At 52.9% G+C, this 14,430-nt stretch carries 18 protein-coding genes; 13 read left to right on the forward strand and 5 right to left on the reverse strand.

Annotated features, from left to right (window positions below; translation table 11 throughout):
- The first annotated feature begins 37 nt into the window (after positions 1-37).
- Together prpB and ACZ5PA_RS04015 are read left to right on the forward strand one after the other, a co-directional pair.
- Positions 38-964, forward strand: a complete 927-nt coding sequence (gene prpB, locus ACZ5PA_RS04010) for a methylisocitrate lyase (RefSeq protein WP_464930987.1) — start codon at positions 38-40, stop codon at positions 962-964.
- Positions 965-973: 9 nt separating this feature from the next.
- A complete protein-coding gene (locus ACZ5PA_RS04015; RefSeq protein WP_464930988.1) occupies positions 974-2,335 on the forward strand; it encodes an MmgE/PrpD family protein in 1,362 nt (453 codons plus the stop codon).
- On the opposite strand, the gene ACZ5PA_RS04020 is transcribed toward ACZ5PA_RS04015, so the two are convergent.
- Positions 2,332-3,297 carry an NAD(P)/FAD-dependent oxidoreductase gene (locus ACZ5PA_RS04020; RefSeq protein ID WP_464930989.1) on the reverse strand — a complete coding sequence of 322 codons (966 nt, stop codon included), beginning with the start codon at positions 3,295-3,297 and terminating at the stop codon, positions 2,332-2,334. The two genes, ACZ5PA_RS04015 and ACZ5PA_RS04020, sit on opposite strands and share 4 nt — an antisense overlap.
- A 27-nt stretch (positions 3,298-3,324) precedes the next feature.
- Positions 3,325-3,918, reverse strand: a complete 594-nt coding sequence (locus ACZ5PA_RS04025) for a hypothetical protein (protein WP_464930990.1) — start codon at positions 3,916-3,918, stop codon at positions 3,325-3,327.
- 41 nt (positions 3,919-3,959) lie between these two features.
- Here ACZ5PA_RS04025 and ACZ5PA_RS04030 point away from each other — a divergent pair, with 41 nt between their 5' ends.
- Genes ACZ5PA_RS04030 through ACZ5PA_RS04040 form a run of 3 tightly spaced genes read left to right on the forward strand, consistent with a single transcriptional unit; the run spans position 3,960 to position 6,422 of the window.
- Positions 3,960-4,898 (forward strand): DNA cytosine methyltransferase, encoded by a 939-nt coding sequence (locus tag ACZ5PA_RS04030; RefSeq protein WP_464931278.1) that lies wholly within the window; start codon positions 3,960-3,962, stop codon positions 4,896-4,898.
- 12 nt (positions 4,899-4,910) lie between these two features.
- Positions 4,911-5,909, forward strand: coding sequence for an NMD3-related protein (locus ACZ5PA_RS04035; protein WP_464930991.1), 999 nt, complete (start codon positions 4,911-4,913; stop codon positions 5,907-5,909).
- Between the two features lie 39 nt (positions 5,910-5,948).
- Positions 5,949-6,422 carry an N-acetyltransferase family protein gene (locus tag ACZ5PA_RS04040; protein WP_464930992.1) on the forward strand — a complete coding sequence of 158 codons (474 nt, stop codon included), beginning with the start codon at positions 5,949-5,951 and terminating at the stop codon, positions 6,420-6,422.
- A gap of 3 nt (positions 6,423-6,425) precedes the next feature.
- Here ACZ5PA_RS04040 and ACZ5PA_RS04045 read toward each other — a convergent pair whose 3' ends face one another.
- Positions 6,426-7,742: an NADP-dependent isocitrate dehydrogenase gene (locus ACZ5PA_RS04045; protein WP_464930993.1), complete on the reverse strand. Its 1,317-nt coding sequence runs from the start codon at positions 7,740-7,742 to the stop codon at positions 6,426-6,428.
- 45 nt (positions 7,743-7,787) lie between these two features.
- On the opposite strand from ACZ5PA_RS04045, the gene ACZ5PA_RS04050 reads away from it, so the two are divergent.
- The 7 genes from ACZ5PA_RS04050 (at position 7,788) to ACZ5PA_RS04080 (ending at position 12,802) form a co-directional block, all read left to right on the forward strand.
- Positions 7,788-8,480: an enoyl-CoA hydratase/isomerase family protein gene (locus tag ACZ5PA_RS04050; protein WP_464930994.1), complete on the forward strand. Its 693-nt coding sequence runs from the start codon at positions 7,788-7,790 to the stop codon at positions 8,478-8,480.
- Positions 8,481-8,504: 24 nt separating this feature from the next.
- Positions 8,505-9,653, forward strand: a complete 1,149-nt coding sequence (locus tag ACZ5PA_RS04055; RefSeq protein ID WP_464930995.1) for a TGS domain-containing protein — start codon at positions 8,505-8,507, stop codon at positions 9,651-9,653.
- The gene (locus ACZ5PA_RS04060; RefSeq protein WP_464930996.1) at positions 9,646-10,116 is read left to right on the forward strand and encodes a hypothetical protein; all 471 of its coding nucleotides are present in this window, start codon (positions 9,646-9,648) and stop codon (positions 10,114-10,116) included. Before ACZ5PA_RS04055 ends, ACZ5PA_RS04060 begins: the two co-directional genes overlap by 8 nt.
- Positions 10,113-11,081: a replication factor C small subunit gene (locus ACZ5PA_RS04065; protein WP_464930997.1), complete on the forward strand. Its 969-nt coding sequence runs from the start codon at positions 10,113-10,115 to the stop codon at positions 11,079-11,081. Before ACZ5PA_RS04060 ends, ACZ5PA_RS04065 begins: the two co-directional genes overlap by 4 nt.
- Before the next feature lie 73 nt (positions 11,082-11,154).
- Positions 11,155-12,150, forward strand: coding sequence for a transcription initiation factor IIB (locus tag ACZ5PA_RS04070; RefSeq protein WP_464930998.1), 996 nt, complete (start codon positions 11,155-11,157; stop codon positions 12,148-12,150).
- A 62-nt stretch (positions 12,151-12,212) separates the two neighbouring features.
- The gene (locus tag ACZ5PA_RS04075) at positions 12,213-12,461 is read left to right on the forward strand and encodes a diadenosine tetraphosphate hydrolase (protein ID WP_464930999.1); all 249 of its coding nucleotides are present in this window, start codon (positions 12,213-12,215) and stop codon (positions 12,459-12,461) included.
- Positions 12,462-12,544: 83 nt separating this feature from the next.
- The gene (locus tag ACZ5PA_RS04080) at positions 12,545-12,802 is read left to right on the forward strand and encodes a hypothetical protein (RefSeq protein ID WP_464931000.1); all 258 of its coding nucleotides are present in this window, start codon (positions 12,545-12,547) and stop codon (positions 12,800-12,802) included.
- Here the strand turns inward: ACZ5PA_RS04080 and ACZ5PA_RS04085 are convergent.
- On the reverse strand, positions 12,794-13,132 hold the full coding sequence (locus ACZ5PA_RS04085) for a hypothetical protein (protein WP_464931001.1): 339 nt from the start codon (positions 13,130-13,132) through the stop codon (positions 12,794-12,796). The genes ACZ5PA_RS04080 and ACZ5PA_RS04085 overlap by 9 nt on opposite strands.
- Positions 13,133-13,192: 60 nt before the next feature.
- Here ACZ5PA_RS04085 and ACZ5PA_RS04090 point away from each other — a divergent pair, with 60 nt between their 5' ends.
- Positions 13,193-13,675 (forward strand): ribosomal protein L13e, encoded by a 483-nt coding sequence (locus ACZ5PA_RS04090; protein ID WP_464931002.1) that lies wholly within the window; start codon positions 13,193-13,195, stop codon positions 13,673-13,675.
- A gap of 3 nt (positions 13,676-13,678) precedes the next feature.
- On the opposite strand, the gene ACZ5PA_RS04095 is transcribed toward ACZ5PA_RS04090, so the two are convergent.
- Positions 13,679-14,389: a helix-turn-helix domain-containing protein gene (locus ACZ5PA_RS04095; RefSeq protein WP_464931003.1), complete on the reverse strand. Its 711-nt coding sequence runs from the start codon at positions 14,387-14,389 to the stop codon at positions 13,679-13,681.
- Positions 14,390-14,430 lie beyond the last annotated feature (41 nt).

The raw sequence follows: 14,430 nt of genomic DNA on the forward strand, positions 1-14,430 counted from the left end.
GGAGGCGAGGTAATAAATAGGGGCTCACGGCCTAGTTATGAAGGCGCCTATTTTGAAGAAGGAGAGAAGAGACGTCGTAGCCGAGCTCAGAGCCGAACTGAAGAGACCCGGCATAGTGATGGTCCCGGGCGTATACGACGTGATCAGCGCTCTCCTAGTCCAGTCCATGGGCTTCAAGGCCGCCTACGTCTCCGGCGCTGCGGTGACCGCGTCGCTGGGGCTTCCCGACTTGGGCCTCATCACAATGGACGAAATGGTCAGAGTAGTGCGCTATATAGCGTCGTCTGTCGACATACCGCTAATAGTGGACATAGATACAGGATATGGCGAGGCCTTGAACGTGGTCAGAGCAGTCGTAGAGTTCGAGAGGGCTGGCGCCGCTGGGGTCCAGCTGGAGGACCAGGTATTGCCCAAGAAGTGCGGTCACTTATCCGGTAAACAAGTAGTGCCGGCCGATGAGATGGCCAAGAAGATAAAGGCGGCTGTTGAGGCGAGGCGAAACCCCGACTTCGTTATAGTGGCCAGGACCGACGCGAGGGGGGTCACCGGCTTCGACGACGCCGTGGAGAGGGCAAAATTATATCTAGAAATGGGGGCCGACGTGATATTCCCGGAGGCCTTAGAGAGCGAACAAGAGTTCGCCGAGTTCGCGAGAAGGGTCAAGGCTCCGTTGTTGGCGAATATGACGGAGTTCGGCAAATCGCCGCTTATTCCGGCTAAGAGGCTCGAGGAATACGGTTATAAATTTGTCATATACCCCGTCACTCTGCTCAGAGTAGCATTAGGCGCCATGAGGGAGGCTTTGAGGACTATAGCTGAGCTGGGGACTCAAGAGCCGTTAGTGCAGAGGATGTTGACACGTAAGGAGCTCTATGAGTTGATAGGATATTACGAATACGAGGAGTTCGACAAGAGGATCTCGGAGGAGGTCGACAAGAGGACGGCTGTTAAAATTAAGGGCTGAGTAGGGCACATGGACAGAGTAGCCAAGGCGTTGGCCCAATACGCCGAGTCGATTAATTTCAACAAGATACCCAGCGACGTAGCCCACGAGGTCAAGAGGAGGATCCTCGACTCGTTGGCCGTAGCGTTCGCGGCGTACAACAGCGAGCCTGTGATCCTAGCGCGTAGGGCCCTCTCAAGGGCCCAAACTATATGGGGCTCGAGGATTCTAGGAACTAGGTATAGGACGACGCCGGACTGGGCGGCCTTCGTGGACGGTGTCATGATCAGATACCACGACTTCAACGACACTTATTTGTCCAAGGAGCCGTTGCATCCGAGCGATATGATAGCCGCGGCCTTCTCGCTAGGCGATCTGCTCGGCTCCGACGGCAAGTCGGTTATAACCTCCATAGCTGTGGGCTACGAGGCGGCTATCGCTCTATGCGACGCGGCGAGCTTGAGGAGACGCGGATGGGACCACGTGAACTACCTAGGCATCGGGAGCGCGTTGGCGGCCGCTAAACTGTTAGGCCTCGACGCAGAGAGGATCCAACACGCCCTCTCTATATACGCAGTGCCCCATGCCGCCATGAGGCAGACCAGAGTCGGCGAGTTGAGCATGTGGAAAGGCGCAGCCGCGGCCAACGCCACGAGAAACGCCGTCTTCGCGGCCTTGTTGGCCTCCGAGGGCTTCACAGGCCCGTCTAAGCCCTTCGAGGGCGAAATGGGCTTTATCAGACAGTTGCTTGGCGGCGAGTTCGATTACGGCCCGCTGGGGGACATAGAGAGGCTGATGCCACCTCGTAGAATACTTGATACTTATATAAAACCATACCCTGTCGAATACCACGCCCAAACCGCCGTGGAGGCGGCCTTAAAGCTCAGGGATAAGGTGAGGCTTGAGGAGATCGAAAAAGTGATTATAGAGACGTTCCAAGCCGCCTACGACATAATTGGGCCCAAGGACCCCGAGAAGTGGGATCCACACACCAGGGAGACCGCCGATCACTCCATAATGTGGATCACGGCGGCTGCCTTGCTCTGGGGGCCCATCACCATAGACCACTACGAGAGGATCAGGGATTCACAAGTGCTCTCCCTTATTAAGAGGATTGAGGTCAAGGTGGATCCAGAGCTGGACAAGATGTACCCCAAGGCGCATCCTAATAGGATTACGGTGATAACTAAGGGCGGGTCGAGGTATACCGAACAAGTGGACTACGCGAAGGGCCACCCCAAAAATCCAATGAGCGACAAAGAGCTAGAGGAGAAGTTCCTAGTTAACACAAGGCGTGTGATGCCTGAGGCGATGCAGAGGGAGGTCGTAGACTTCGTGTGGCGCCTGGAGGATAGAAACATGTCGGAGCTACACGATATACTAGCCCTCTAGGCCTTCTCGGCCCGCCAATCCGTCAACGACACCACCTTTTTGCCCTTGAGCTCCATGACGTACGCCGTGGCCGATAGAGCTGCCGCCACGCCTTGCGCAGCGGCTATGACCGCTTGCTTGTACGGATACTGTATCACGTCGCCGGCCGCGAAGAGGCCTGGCGTTTTGGTCCTGCCCAGCCAATCGGCTATTATCTCGCCTCTCTCGTTTAGGTCTACCAAATGCTTGACGAAATCGGTCTTAGTCACATAGCCTATTTCTACAAAGACCGCGGCCACCTTGAACTCCTGGACCTCGCCCGTCCTCTTATTCTTAACCACGATGGACTCCACCTTATTAGCGCCTTTTATCTCCACCACCTCGCTGTTCGGAACCAAGACAGCCTTGCCGGCGCCCAACGCGGTAGACAAGAACTCTTCGTCGTATATCGGCTTATCGCCGGGGAAGATCCAGTAGAACTTATTAGCGACTGAGGAGAGTATCGTCACGGGCTCTCTCGCTAAGTCGCCCCAGCTCACTAGAGCCACGTCTTGGCCCTTGAAGAACGGCGCATCGCATATGGTGCAGTAGGAGACGCCTTTGTTCTTGAGCTTGGCCTCGCCCGGAACTCCCAGCTCCTTGGGCGTCTTCCCGAAGGCCAATATAACCGCCAATGAGGTGTACTCGTCTCCTCCGTACGTCTTTACCTTGAAAATATTACCGTCCTTTTGGACGTCGACAACCTCGTCGAATACAACCTCGGCGCCAAAACGCTCGGCTTGTTGATGAACCCTCGCCACTAACTCAGGCCCCGAGATCCTCATGATGGCCGGATAGTTCTCCACGGCGGTGGTCATGTTGAGCTGTCCCCCTATATCCTTGGCTATGACCAACGTCTTGAGCCTCTGCCTAGCCGCGTATAACGCTGCGGAGAATCCAGCTATCCCTCCGCCCACTACTATGACATCATAATCGGCGGACATGGACGTCTATTCGTTATGTAGATATATTTATTGCCCAGAGCTGGCCGCGAGCTTATTTATGCGCTCCTCAAGCGCCTTTATGATATGTTCATCGTCCTTCTCGTCGTTGGGGTATAAGTAAACTTCTTGCTCGACTCTGACGCCCTCCTTATCCTCGGCGAAGTAAATCAACCTCACCGGGTAGTCATACCCGGCGCGTCTGTAAAGCATCCTCATGACCTTGGCCGCGAAGGACCACTCGGCCTTGATCTTCCACTCATCTTTTTTTATTATATGGCTCTTCAACTCCACTATTTCCTTCCTCCCATCCTCGTAGGATATCAAGAAGTCGGCTTGCGCTGTGAGCAAGGCGTTGCCTATCTTAGTTATCACGGGCGGCGCCTCCGAGACCTCCTTGACCCTCTTAGCCCACGGCGCAAGCATTCTGATTTTATTAAAAGCGCCTGAGTGGGGCTCGCCGTAGTGTTCTATGAAAGTCCTCAAGGCCGCTACGGCGTCTTTCGCCTTGAGCAGGATCAAAACCGCTCGCTCAAAGGCTCTACCGTACTTGGAGCTCAGCTCGTCCGGCTTGGGTAGCCCCAAGGCATCGCTGAGCCTCAGCCTCAATCTACGCAAAGACATACTCCGATTCGGATATTAATATAAAAAGGTTATGGTGGGATATCGTGCGCGTAGTCGACCTCTTCGCAGGAGGAGGAGGCTTCTCGAGGGGGTTTGCGGAGGCCGGTTACGAGATCGCATTGGGAGTTGAAATAGACGCCAACGCGGCGAGGACGTACAGCTATAACTTCCCAAGAGCCGTGGTCCTACAAGAGGACGTCGCCGCCGTGAGTTACCGCGAGATCGAGAGGCATGTGGGAGGCGTTGACGTCGTGATAGGAGGCTCTCCCTGCGAGCCGTTCACCGCGACGAACCCGAGGCGATTAGAGGACCCTCTGGATAGGCTATACGTGGACCCCTTGGGCCAGTTGACCCTCCACTTCATAAGGCTCGTGGGCGAGCTCCAGCCCAAGGTCTTCGTTTTAGAGAACGTGCCCGGCATCGCGCAAGGCCCGCTGAGAGAGGCGCTCAAGAGGGAGTTCAAGAGGATAGGGTTCGATGAGATATACTTCAACGTGCTCCTAGCCGAGCGCTACGGCACGCCTAGCCGTAGGAAGAGAGTGTTCGTGTCTAACGTGAGGATAGCGCCCGAGCCGAGCAGGCCGCTCACCGTCAGACAAGCGTTGGGGGGTCTGCCCCCCGTGGACTCCGGCTTTCCAAACCACGAGACTGTGACGTTGAGCAAGTCCAAGGCCGAGAGAATAGCGAAGGTCAAACCTGGCGAGGCCTTGATGAAGTTCAGAGGAGCTTCAGGCATTTACGGCAACTTTATTAGATTGAGGTGGGACGAAATAGCGCCGACTGTCATGGGCAGCAGGAGGTTCATACACCCAGAGGAGGACAGGCTTTTGACCGTCAGGGAGCAGGCTAGACTAATGGGATTCCCCGACTACCACGTGTTCTTCGGACCGAAGGACTCTCAATTCAACCAAATCGGCGAGGCAGTACCGCCGCCTTTGGCCAAGGCGATCGCCGAATACCTCAAGAAAATATATAAGTGATGTTGAGAGGCTGTGCCTACGATAATCTGCCCTATCTGCGGCAAGCCAGCCGAGAGGCTAATCGAGGGCATGTGCGAGGAGTGCTACTTAGAGAGACACCCCGTCGTCGAGATAAAGAAGTTCAACGTGCTTAAATGCAAGTACTGCGGGGCTTTGTACGTAAGAGGGCGCTGGATTAGGCCCGGCAAGGGGGAAGAGAAGGCGTTGTTGGAGAGGCTGATGAGGGATAATATAAGAATCAAAGGCAGAATCGACTCTATAGAGGTCGAGGCGGGCGGCGACAGCGTCGTCTACAGGATCTCCGGCCTCGGCACACCGCATGAGCTCATAGAACCGCGTAAGTTCTCCACACAATACGTCGCTGGGGTTATCCTCGATGTATGTCTGGACTGTAGAAGGAACATATGGGGGTCCGAGCGCGGTTTTGTGAGGATAAAGGGATTTCCCGAGGAGCTAAGGGACACCGACTTGGCCAAAATAGAGGCCGTGCTCGAGCACATAGTCTTTGAGGTGAGGGGGAAGAATTGGGGGTCTATCATATCGGTCGAGAAGTCGGGCAGATCGCTGGAGATATCCACGACTGAGCCCAAGTTGGCCAGGCATATAGCCAGTAAAATACACGAGATCTTCCCGAGCGATTACGTGGAGAGCTACAAGAAGATACGCGGAAGGGGGGATAAGGAGGTGTACCACTACACGGCCACAGTATACGTGATAACAGTGGACGAGGGCGATGTAATTAAAAGAGGACCTAGCTATTACTTGGTTCTAGACGTCGGAAAGAGCGGGATTTACGTAGTCGACCTAGACGGAGGGCGTAGGTCGAGGATACCTCTTCATAGATTCACTGAGGAGAGAACGGAGAAGGTGGGCCGTGGTGTTAAGGGCGAGGTCAAAAACGGCGTGTTCACCGACGCCGAAGGCTCCGTGAGGATCGGCGTAGAGGGCGGACGTGAGGGAGTAGCCTACTACGTGGAGATAGGCGATAGGCATTACTTGATTCCTGTTTAGACGTAGCGTTGTTTTAAAACCCCATCCGCCGGTCGTTCTATGTATCCGAGTTTAGTAATAAGGGCCGCCCTCGATGGCGATGTCGACGCGTTGGCCGATTTAGTTGCTCGATTAAAGAGATTAAACGGCGAGTTCGACCCGTTGCTCAAGCCGGCCGATAACCTCATCTCTGTATCGAAGGAGTACGTAAGATCTAAAATATCGTCATCCAATTCCGTAGTACTAGTTGCCGAAATAGACGGCAAAGTAGTGGGCGTCGTGATAGGGGATCTCGAGGATCGCCTATTTTACGAGCCCCGGATAGCCGGCGTCATAAAGGAATTCTATATACTCCCCGAATATAGGCGCAAGGGCTTAGGCAAACGGATGTTGAACGAGATCATAGAAGCGTTGAGGAAGAAAGGAGCGCAGATGATCATGGCGGATTTCCCTGCTCTCAATGAAATAGCTATAGAATTTTATAAAAAGATGAATTTTAGACCTATTGAATCTATTTATGCAAAAGAAGTATAATTTTTAAAGTTCAGATTTGATAATTTCTGAGACTTTGTCGGCGAATTCCTGCGTGCCCAACACCTCCTTGACGGCCTTCCTCTCCTCGTCGGTCATCTGTCTAACTAAATCGCCCGTGAAGTAGCCTTGTTCATACGCCTTGCTGACCCCTCTGAGTATGAGATCCGCCGCCTCCCTCCAGCCCATGAACCTGAAGAGCAACTCGAGCGCTAATATCGTAGCCGTAGGGTTCACGTAGTTCTTGCCGGTATACTTAGGCGCCGTCCCGTGAACGGGCTCGGCCATCATCCCCCAATCGCCGACGTCTATGCCTGGCGCTACCCCGAGGCCTCCGACGAGGCCGGCCGCCTCATCGCTCACGTAATCGCCGTTGAGGTTGGGCGCTAATATCACGTCGTATTCGCCCGTGCGGGTGAGCAACTGCTGGAGCATGTTATCGGCAATCCTATCATTGACTAGCACTTTGCCGGGCGGCACCTTTCCGCCGTATTGTTGGAGCTCGTCCTCGAAGACCACGTAATCTCTGAACTCGGTCTTAGCGACTTCGTAGGCCCAATCTCTGAAAGCGCCTTCCGTGTACTTCTGTATATTGCCCTTGTGCATTATAGTAACGGATCTCCTCTTGTTCTCTATGGCGAATTTCAAGGCTAGCCTAGCAATCCTCTGAGTTCCGAACTTGCTTATGGGTTTAATGCCTATCCCTGCGTCGTCCCTTAAGTTTATGTTAAACTCCCTCTTCAAGAACTCGCGGAGCTTCGCCGCCTCTGGCGAGCTCCAAGGCCACTCTATGCCCATGTATACGTCCTCTGTGTTTTCCCTGAATATGACCAAGTCGACCTTCTCGGGATGTTTTAGAGGCGACGGCAAGCCGGGGAAGTACTTCACAGGCCTTATGTTCGCGTAGAGGTCGAACAACTGCCTCAGAGTAACGTTTAAGCTACGGAACCCGCCCCCGACGGGGGTCTCCAAAGGGGCCTTTAGGAAGACTCTGATTTTCTTCAAGACCTCAATACTCTGTTCCGGCAATCTACTGCCTAACAGCTTCTCGGCCTTAGAGCCTACCAGCACCTCGTACCAGAGAACTTTACGGGCTCTGCCATAGGCCTTCTCGACAGCTGCGTTGGCGACTTTTATAGCAGCGTAGGCGACCTCCGGCCCCGTGCCATCGCCCTCTATATATCCTATCACGACCTTATCCGGTACTTTCAACTGCCCAGGCCCCGTGTATGTGACGTAATACCCATCTATCGGCTCGGCGTATTTGCCAGAATACGTCTGTATATTGGGTATTTGCGACTTTACCTTCTCCAGATCTAACATGATAGAAGCTGATCCGCTCTTTTAAATCATTAACTTTCGTTCAGTGTGATCGAGATTAAACGACAAGATAAGACACTTACTGTCTATATAGATAATCAAGCAACAAGAAATGCTTTTACAATAGAATTAATAAGAGATATTTATTCTCTAGATTGTAATAACCAATATATAATAATATTTACAAATAAGGGATCTGTGTTCTCCTCAGGGCTGGACTTAAACGTATTCCTTAAGGGCTCCAGCGAGGCGTTGTCCTATCTCGAGGCCTTAAACGATATGGTTAACAAACTAATCGACTGCGAAGCGACCACGGTGGCCTATCTAGCGGGCGACGCATACGGCTTCGGTGTCGAGTTCACGTATTTCATGGACTACGTGATCTCGGCAAGGCCCGACATAACGCTATCTCTACAAGGCGTGAGGCTGGGCGTCTTCCCGCCGTATACCCGCTTGTTATCCCACGTCCTCGGCTACGCGATAGTGCGGCTGTTGTTGGCTAGGCCTATAACTGCGGAGGAGGCCAAATCTCTGGGCCTCGTGCACGAGATCGGCGATATGGACAGCGCGCTTAAGCGGTTATTCCGCATCCCCGCCCATACTAGCCGTCTCGCAAGAGCTCACAGAGAGCTCGTGAGGGACGCCTTGAAGGAGGCCCGCGGCGTGCTCGCGCAGTTGGCCTCCTTGGCGGATATGCCTGAGACCATCGCCTTGATAAGGTCCTTCTTGGAGAAGCGCTAATATATCAACTCTGAAATTTGGTACGTGCCCGCCAATCTGCCGGCTGAGGCGAAGGCGAAATGGCTAAAAGTGATGGAGGCCAAGACGCCTGAGGAGAAGATAAAGGCCATGGAGGAATTCCTCTCGGCGGTTCCTAAGCATAAAGGGACTGAGAAGTTGATAAAGTTCGTAAGGAGGAGAATAGCTGAGCTAAGACGAGAGCTCGAGGAGCGCAAGGCCAAGGAGCGCGGTGCGCGCGGCAGAGGCGGGCTTTACGTCAAGAAAGACGGCGACGTACAACTAGTAGTCTTGGGCCCGCCGAACGGGGGGAAAACTACTCTGTTGAAGTGCATTACGTCGACTTCGTTGGAGCCAGATCACATCCCCTTCAGCACCGTGGAACCCGTACCTGCGATGTTCGTAGAGGATAACGTCTATGTACAATTGATCAAGGCGCCGAGTTTAGTGCTAGACGATCCGTCCAGTGATATAAACGCCATAACGTTCGCCTTGGCGAGAAACGCTGACGGCCTATTGCTCGTCCTAAGGGCCGATATGGAGCCTCAGAAGACGTTGAAATCCATAGTCAGACTCCTCGACGAAGCCGGTATATCTATATATAAGCCTAAATCAGTAGTCAGAATAGAACGAAGAAGCATCGGCGGCGTGCAGATAGTGGGCAACTTGAGGGGAGCCGCTCCCGAGGACGTGAAGAGGTTGTTATCGGAATACGGCATACATCACGCTATCGTGTACATAGAGGGCGAGGCCTCGTTGGACGACATAGAGGACGCTGTGTTCTCGGAGCGTATGTATAAGCCCACCATAGCGATCCTATCAGGTCGCGACGAGGAGACCGAGAGGACTCTCGACGATATGGGCATTCCGTTTTTGAATGTAGATCTAGCTAGCTGTAGAATAGATAGATCATCACTTTTAATATTAATACTAAGAACGTTGAAGTTGATTAGAGTATTTACGAAACAAATACATAGTTATCAATATACGCCGAAGCCGTTAGTCGTTAAGGAGAACAGCACAGTGGGAGACGTGGCCAAGCTCATACACAGCTCCCTTTATGAAAACTTCAAGTACGCCGTGGTGTGGAGCCGCGAATTATACCCGAAATGGCCCAAGAGAGTGGGCCTCGAGTATAGGCTTAAAGACGGCGACGTAGTCGAGATACATGCGTGAGGACGAATGCGCTAAGAGGCTGAAAGACATCGAGGAAAGACTTGAGGCGTTGGAGGGCCTAGTGAACTTAGCCCTTGAAGAATTGAGGGATATAAGGTCTTTGTTGGAACAAAAAAGCGGGGCCTCTAAGAAGCGCGAGGGAGTGGCCCACCCTCTATTGAGGGCCATAGAGGAGAACAAGTTCCTCGACGCCAAGGAGGTGCGCTCGAAGAGCGCCTTGCGCAAGCTCTTGGACGAGGGAGTAGTTGTATTGCTCAGAGATGAGGGGACTAATAGAGAGATCGTGACCACTAAGAAAATAGTGTCCGATTTATTGGACAGACTTCCTCTAGATGTGGAGGAGGCCCAACGCCTAGAGGAGAGAGAATACCAGCTCTTGGAGGTCTTGAACAGACTCGGCTACGTCATAAAGAAGGACAACAAGTACGTGGCCACCCCGCTGGCCGAGGAGTTCAAGCTATGAGCGAGCTCTTCTGGTTCGAGAAGTACAGGCCTCGCTCCTTCGACGAGGTCGTGGACTTGGAGGAGGTCAAGGCGAAGCTCAAGGAGTTCGCCAAGGCCGGCAACATGCCCCATCTGCTCTTCTACGGCCCTCCGGGCACGGGCAAGACCACCATGGCCTTGGTCTTGGCAAGGGAGCTCTACGGCGATTCTTGGCGCGAGAACACCTTGGAGCTCAACGCCTCGGACGAGAGGGGCATAGGCGTGATAAGGGAGAGGGTTAAGGAGTTCGCGAGGACTGCGCCCGTGGGCAAGGCGCCGTTCAAGCTAGTGATACTGGACGAGGCCGACAACATGACCAGCGATGCGCAACAAGCCTTGAGGAGGATAATGGAGATGTACGCGGGCACCACGAGGTTTATACTGTTGGCGAACTACTTGTCGGGCATAATCGAGCCGATCCAGTCCCGTTGCGCTATATTTAGATTCACGCCGTTGCCAAAGGAGGCTGTGGTGGCCAGGTTGAAGTTCATAGCGGAACAAGAGGGGGTGAAGGCGACTCAGGAAGCTCTGGAGGCCATATTCGACTTCACGCAAGGGGATATGAGGAGGGCGATTACGGCGTTACAAATAGCCAGCTCTACGACCAAGGTAATCGACGAAGAGGCCGTTGCGAAGGCTCTCGGCTACGTGAGCCCGACTATGTTGCGCCAGATAATAGCCGAGGCCATAAACGGAAGCTTCAGCAAGGCCATATCGCAGATATACGGCATAGTGTCCGATGGAGGGGTGGGCGAGCTGGAGTTGGTGAAACAAATACACAGGGAAGTGTTGAGGCTGGATCTGCCGGAATATCTGAAGCCAGATTTGGCCTTCGAGGTCGGCAAAGCTCACTACGCCATATTGAGGGGGGCGAATGGTTTACTACAAATATATGGTTTATTATCTAAAATCAGGAAAATTGTTATTCAATCAAGAAAGGATTGAATTTATATAGATACAAAATATTTATAAAGAACCTAACCGAAAGATTTATATAGGTATAAAATATTTATAAGGGATGTCCTCCCAGCCGAACCAGGGAATTCCTCATAAGCTCCGGGTCGCAAAGAGTACTGACGGATATTTAAACTTGATCACAGAGACTGGAGAGCCGTACGTATGCCCCGTATGCGGAAACGACAAGTTCGTCTACAACTACGAGCGCGGCGAGATCGTATGTGTCGTGTGCGGGACCGTCATATCTGAGAACTTAGTCGATCTAGGCCCCGAGTGGAGGGCCTTCACCAACGAGGAGAAGGGCCAAAGGGCCCGTACTGGCGCGCCCATAACTCGCCTAGTCTCCGAGGCCCTCACTACGGTCATCGACTGGAGGGACAAAGACGTCTCGGGCAAGGAGCTCGACCTCAAGCGAAAGCTAGAGGTCATCAGGCTCAGGAAGTGGCAGACCAGGTCGCGCGTCCAGACGTCATATGAGCGCAACTTCGTCCAAGCAGCGCAGGAGCTGGAGAGGCTCAAGAGCGCTATGGGCGTGCCGAGGCCTTGCGTTGAGCAAGCCCTGGAGATCTACAGACAAGCGCTGGAAAAGGAGCTCGTCAGAGGCCGATCCGTGGAGGCCATGGCGGCCGCCGCCTTGTATATGGCTTGTAGAATGCTCAAGACGCCGAGGCCTCTCGACGAGCTCATAAGGTTCACGAAGGCCTCGCGTAGAGAAGTCGCGAGATGTTACAGGCTTTTGTTACGCGAACTCAATGTCAAAGTGCCCATAAGCGACCCGACGCTGTATATCTCCAGAGTGGCTGAGCAGCTTAAATTAACCGGCGATGTCGTGAAAACCGCGATCGAGATAATAAATAGGGCCAAGAAGGCCGGCCTCACCGCCGGCAAGGACCCAGCGGGCCTCGCAGCAGCGGCGGTCTATATAGCGTCCTTGCTCCACGGCGATAATAGAACTCAGAAAGACTTCGCCATAGCGGCCGGCGTGACCGAAGTAACCGTCAGGAATAGATACAAGGAGCTCGCCAAAGCCCTCGATATAAAAATCCCAATCAAATGATAATAGAACAGAATGGGCTAATAACCGTCCAGCCGGCCGACGTCCCCTTTAATAGCGGCCACGTGGTAATCCGCTTACGCCGCAACGCAGGCGATCTAGCCGAGGAGGAGCTTGTGGAGGTGGCCAGGAGCTTGAAGGCACTCATATCCAAGATGAAGAGGGCGTATAGGCCCGAGGCCTACAACGTAGCGCTCTGGGATGATAGGATAGAGCTCTGGCCTCGCTGGTGTGGCGATATCAGCTTCAACGCCTTTTATGGCCTAAAGACGAGCCCCCAAACGCCTCAGATGATTTTTGAATCATATAAATGAATCTCACTATAGACTTAGTATTTTTTATATTCATTTTAGGATTTGGTTTATATATAGTACATAAATTAGAATATGATATTAAATTGGTAAGGATCTTGAAGAGCTATCCCGTCGTGTCCAAGATAAGAGGGGAGGGCTTAGTCGATTTCTCCAACCTGTCGGCTCTAATCAAAGGCTACGACATCGAGTACGCCGTACAGGGATCCGCCGAGGTTGAGAGGCTAGGCGAAGGCATATATAAAGTGAGGGCTAGATCCGACGGCAAAGTGGTGTTCAAGATAGTGGCCTACGGCAACTTCGACGAATACTCCGTCGAGAAGATAGTTGAAACGCTAGGCTGATATTGCCCTCGACAATCTGAGGACCTCGGAATCCCACGCTATAGCTACCAGATAGAAGGCCAGGAAGGGCACGACGTCCCCCGGCGCGGCGCCAGTTATTCCGGCCAGAGATGATATAGCTAAAATAAGCCCGACGACGTCGACTAGCATTATCAGCGGTATGATTATAACAAAGACCTCTGGCTCCCTCGATATGGAGGAGACGAGCGATGCTATTGCCGTAACTATTATGCTAACTACAGCCACAGGGTCCAATACGGACATGGCGAAGTATATCGAGAGAAGCACGGCGAACTTGTACATGGCCAGAAACGCCAACAGCCTCTGCACGTCACCACCTAAGTAGGGTATTTATTTCAAACTTTATAAATCGGCCTCAACGAAGGCCTTATGGGCGACGTTGTCGCACCGCCTAGGGCTTTAGTTAAGGAGCCCGCCGCCATAAGTAGCGGCGGCGTGGTCAAGTGGAGAGTTGGGAGAGGGTTCTCTATCGGCGAGATACAGCAAGTGGGGCTGACGGTAGAGCAGGCGAGGCTCTTGGGCATATACGTAGACGAGAGGCGGGAGTCAGTACACGAGGTCAACGTGAAGGCCTTAAGAGAATGGCTGATCAAGGTCTTGGAGGGACAAGCGACGCCTCCTGAGCCCAAAATCCCCGTCGAGGTGCTCGTAAAGAGGAAGAGAGGGCGCGCTTTCAGAGGCCTCACGTCAGCCGGCAGAAGGGCAAGGGGCTTGTTGGGCGTTAAGTACAAGGAGACGCATGCGAGAAAGTGGAAGAAGAAGGCGAAGGAAAGGGCTTTGAGGAGGCGCCACGAGGCCACTAAAGGATTGGGCAATTTGTTGAGAATTTCGAGAATAATAAACAAGAAATAAATTTTATTTAAATCTACGAAGAGTGTTAATTAATGTTTCTATATCTATATTTGTCACAGCTAACGGTATGTACTCTCTTTTACATATCTCTATAGCTAAGCTATCGACCTCCTTGACGCCGTGGAGCACCATGATCGCTGGCTTTAGGTTGACGACTGCGGACATGGCCTTAACCGCAATCACAGGCGATCTGCCGGTGGAGACCTTGGTGAAGATAGCGGCCCTTTGCGACGTGGTGCCGTAGAGGCGCAGGTATTCGTTAGAGGGCACCTCTAACACCAGCTTTATACTGTCCACGAGCGTGTACCCGTAGATATCAACGGGAGGAGGCTCTACCAGCACTTGGGCTTCTATGGCGTTTAAAAACTCCCTCATAGGAACCGGCGAGGTGAAATCCCTCATGTCCAACACGGCTACCCAATACCTCTCCTTGAGTATTTGCCTCATCAACAAGTTCACGATGGGGCTCCCGCGCTCTAAGTCGGCCTCTATAAGGGCTTGGACAAGCCTCTTGACGAACCTAGCGCCAGGGAATTTCCTGCGGCCCGATTCGTAATCGCTGATAACGCTGGGGGATGTATTGAGCTTAACCGCCAGAGCGGTTTGGGTCAATCCAAAGACAAGGCGCCACCTCTTTATCGCCTCGCCAGGGTTGTCCGACATTATAATATCCCCAGCTATATACATGGCGACATCCTTATACGGTTGACTCATAAAGAGAGGAGATACGTGAGAATATAATTTTTCCTTTTTGT

Source organism: Thermoproteus thermophilus (genome assembly GCF_055392855.1).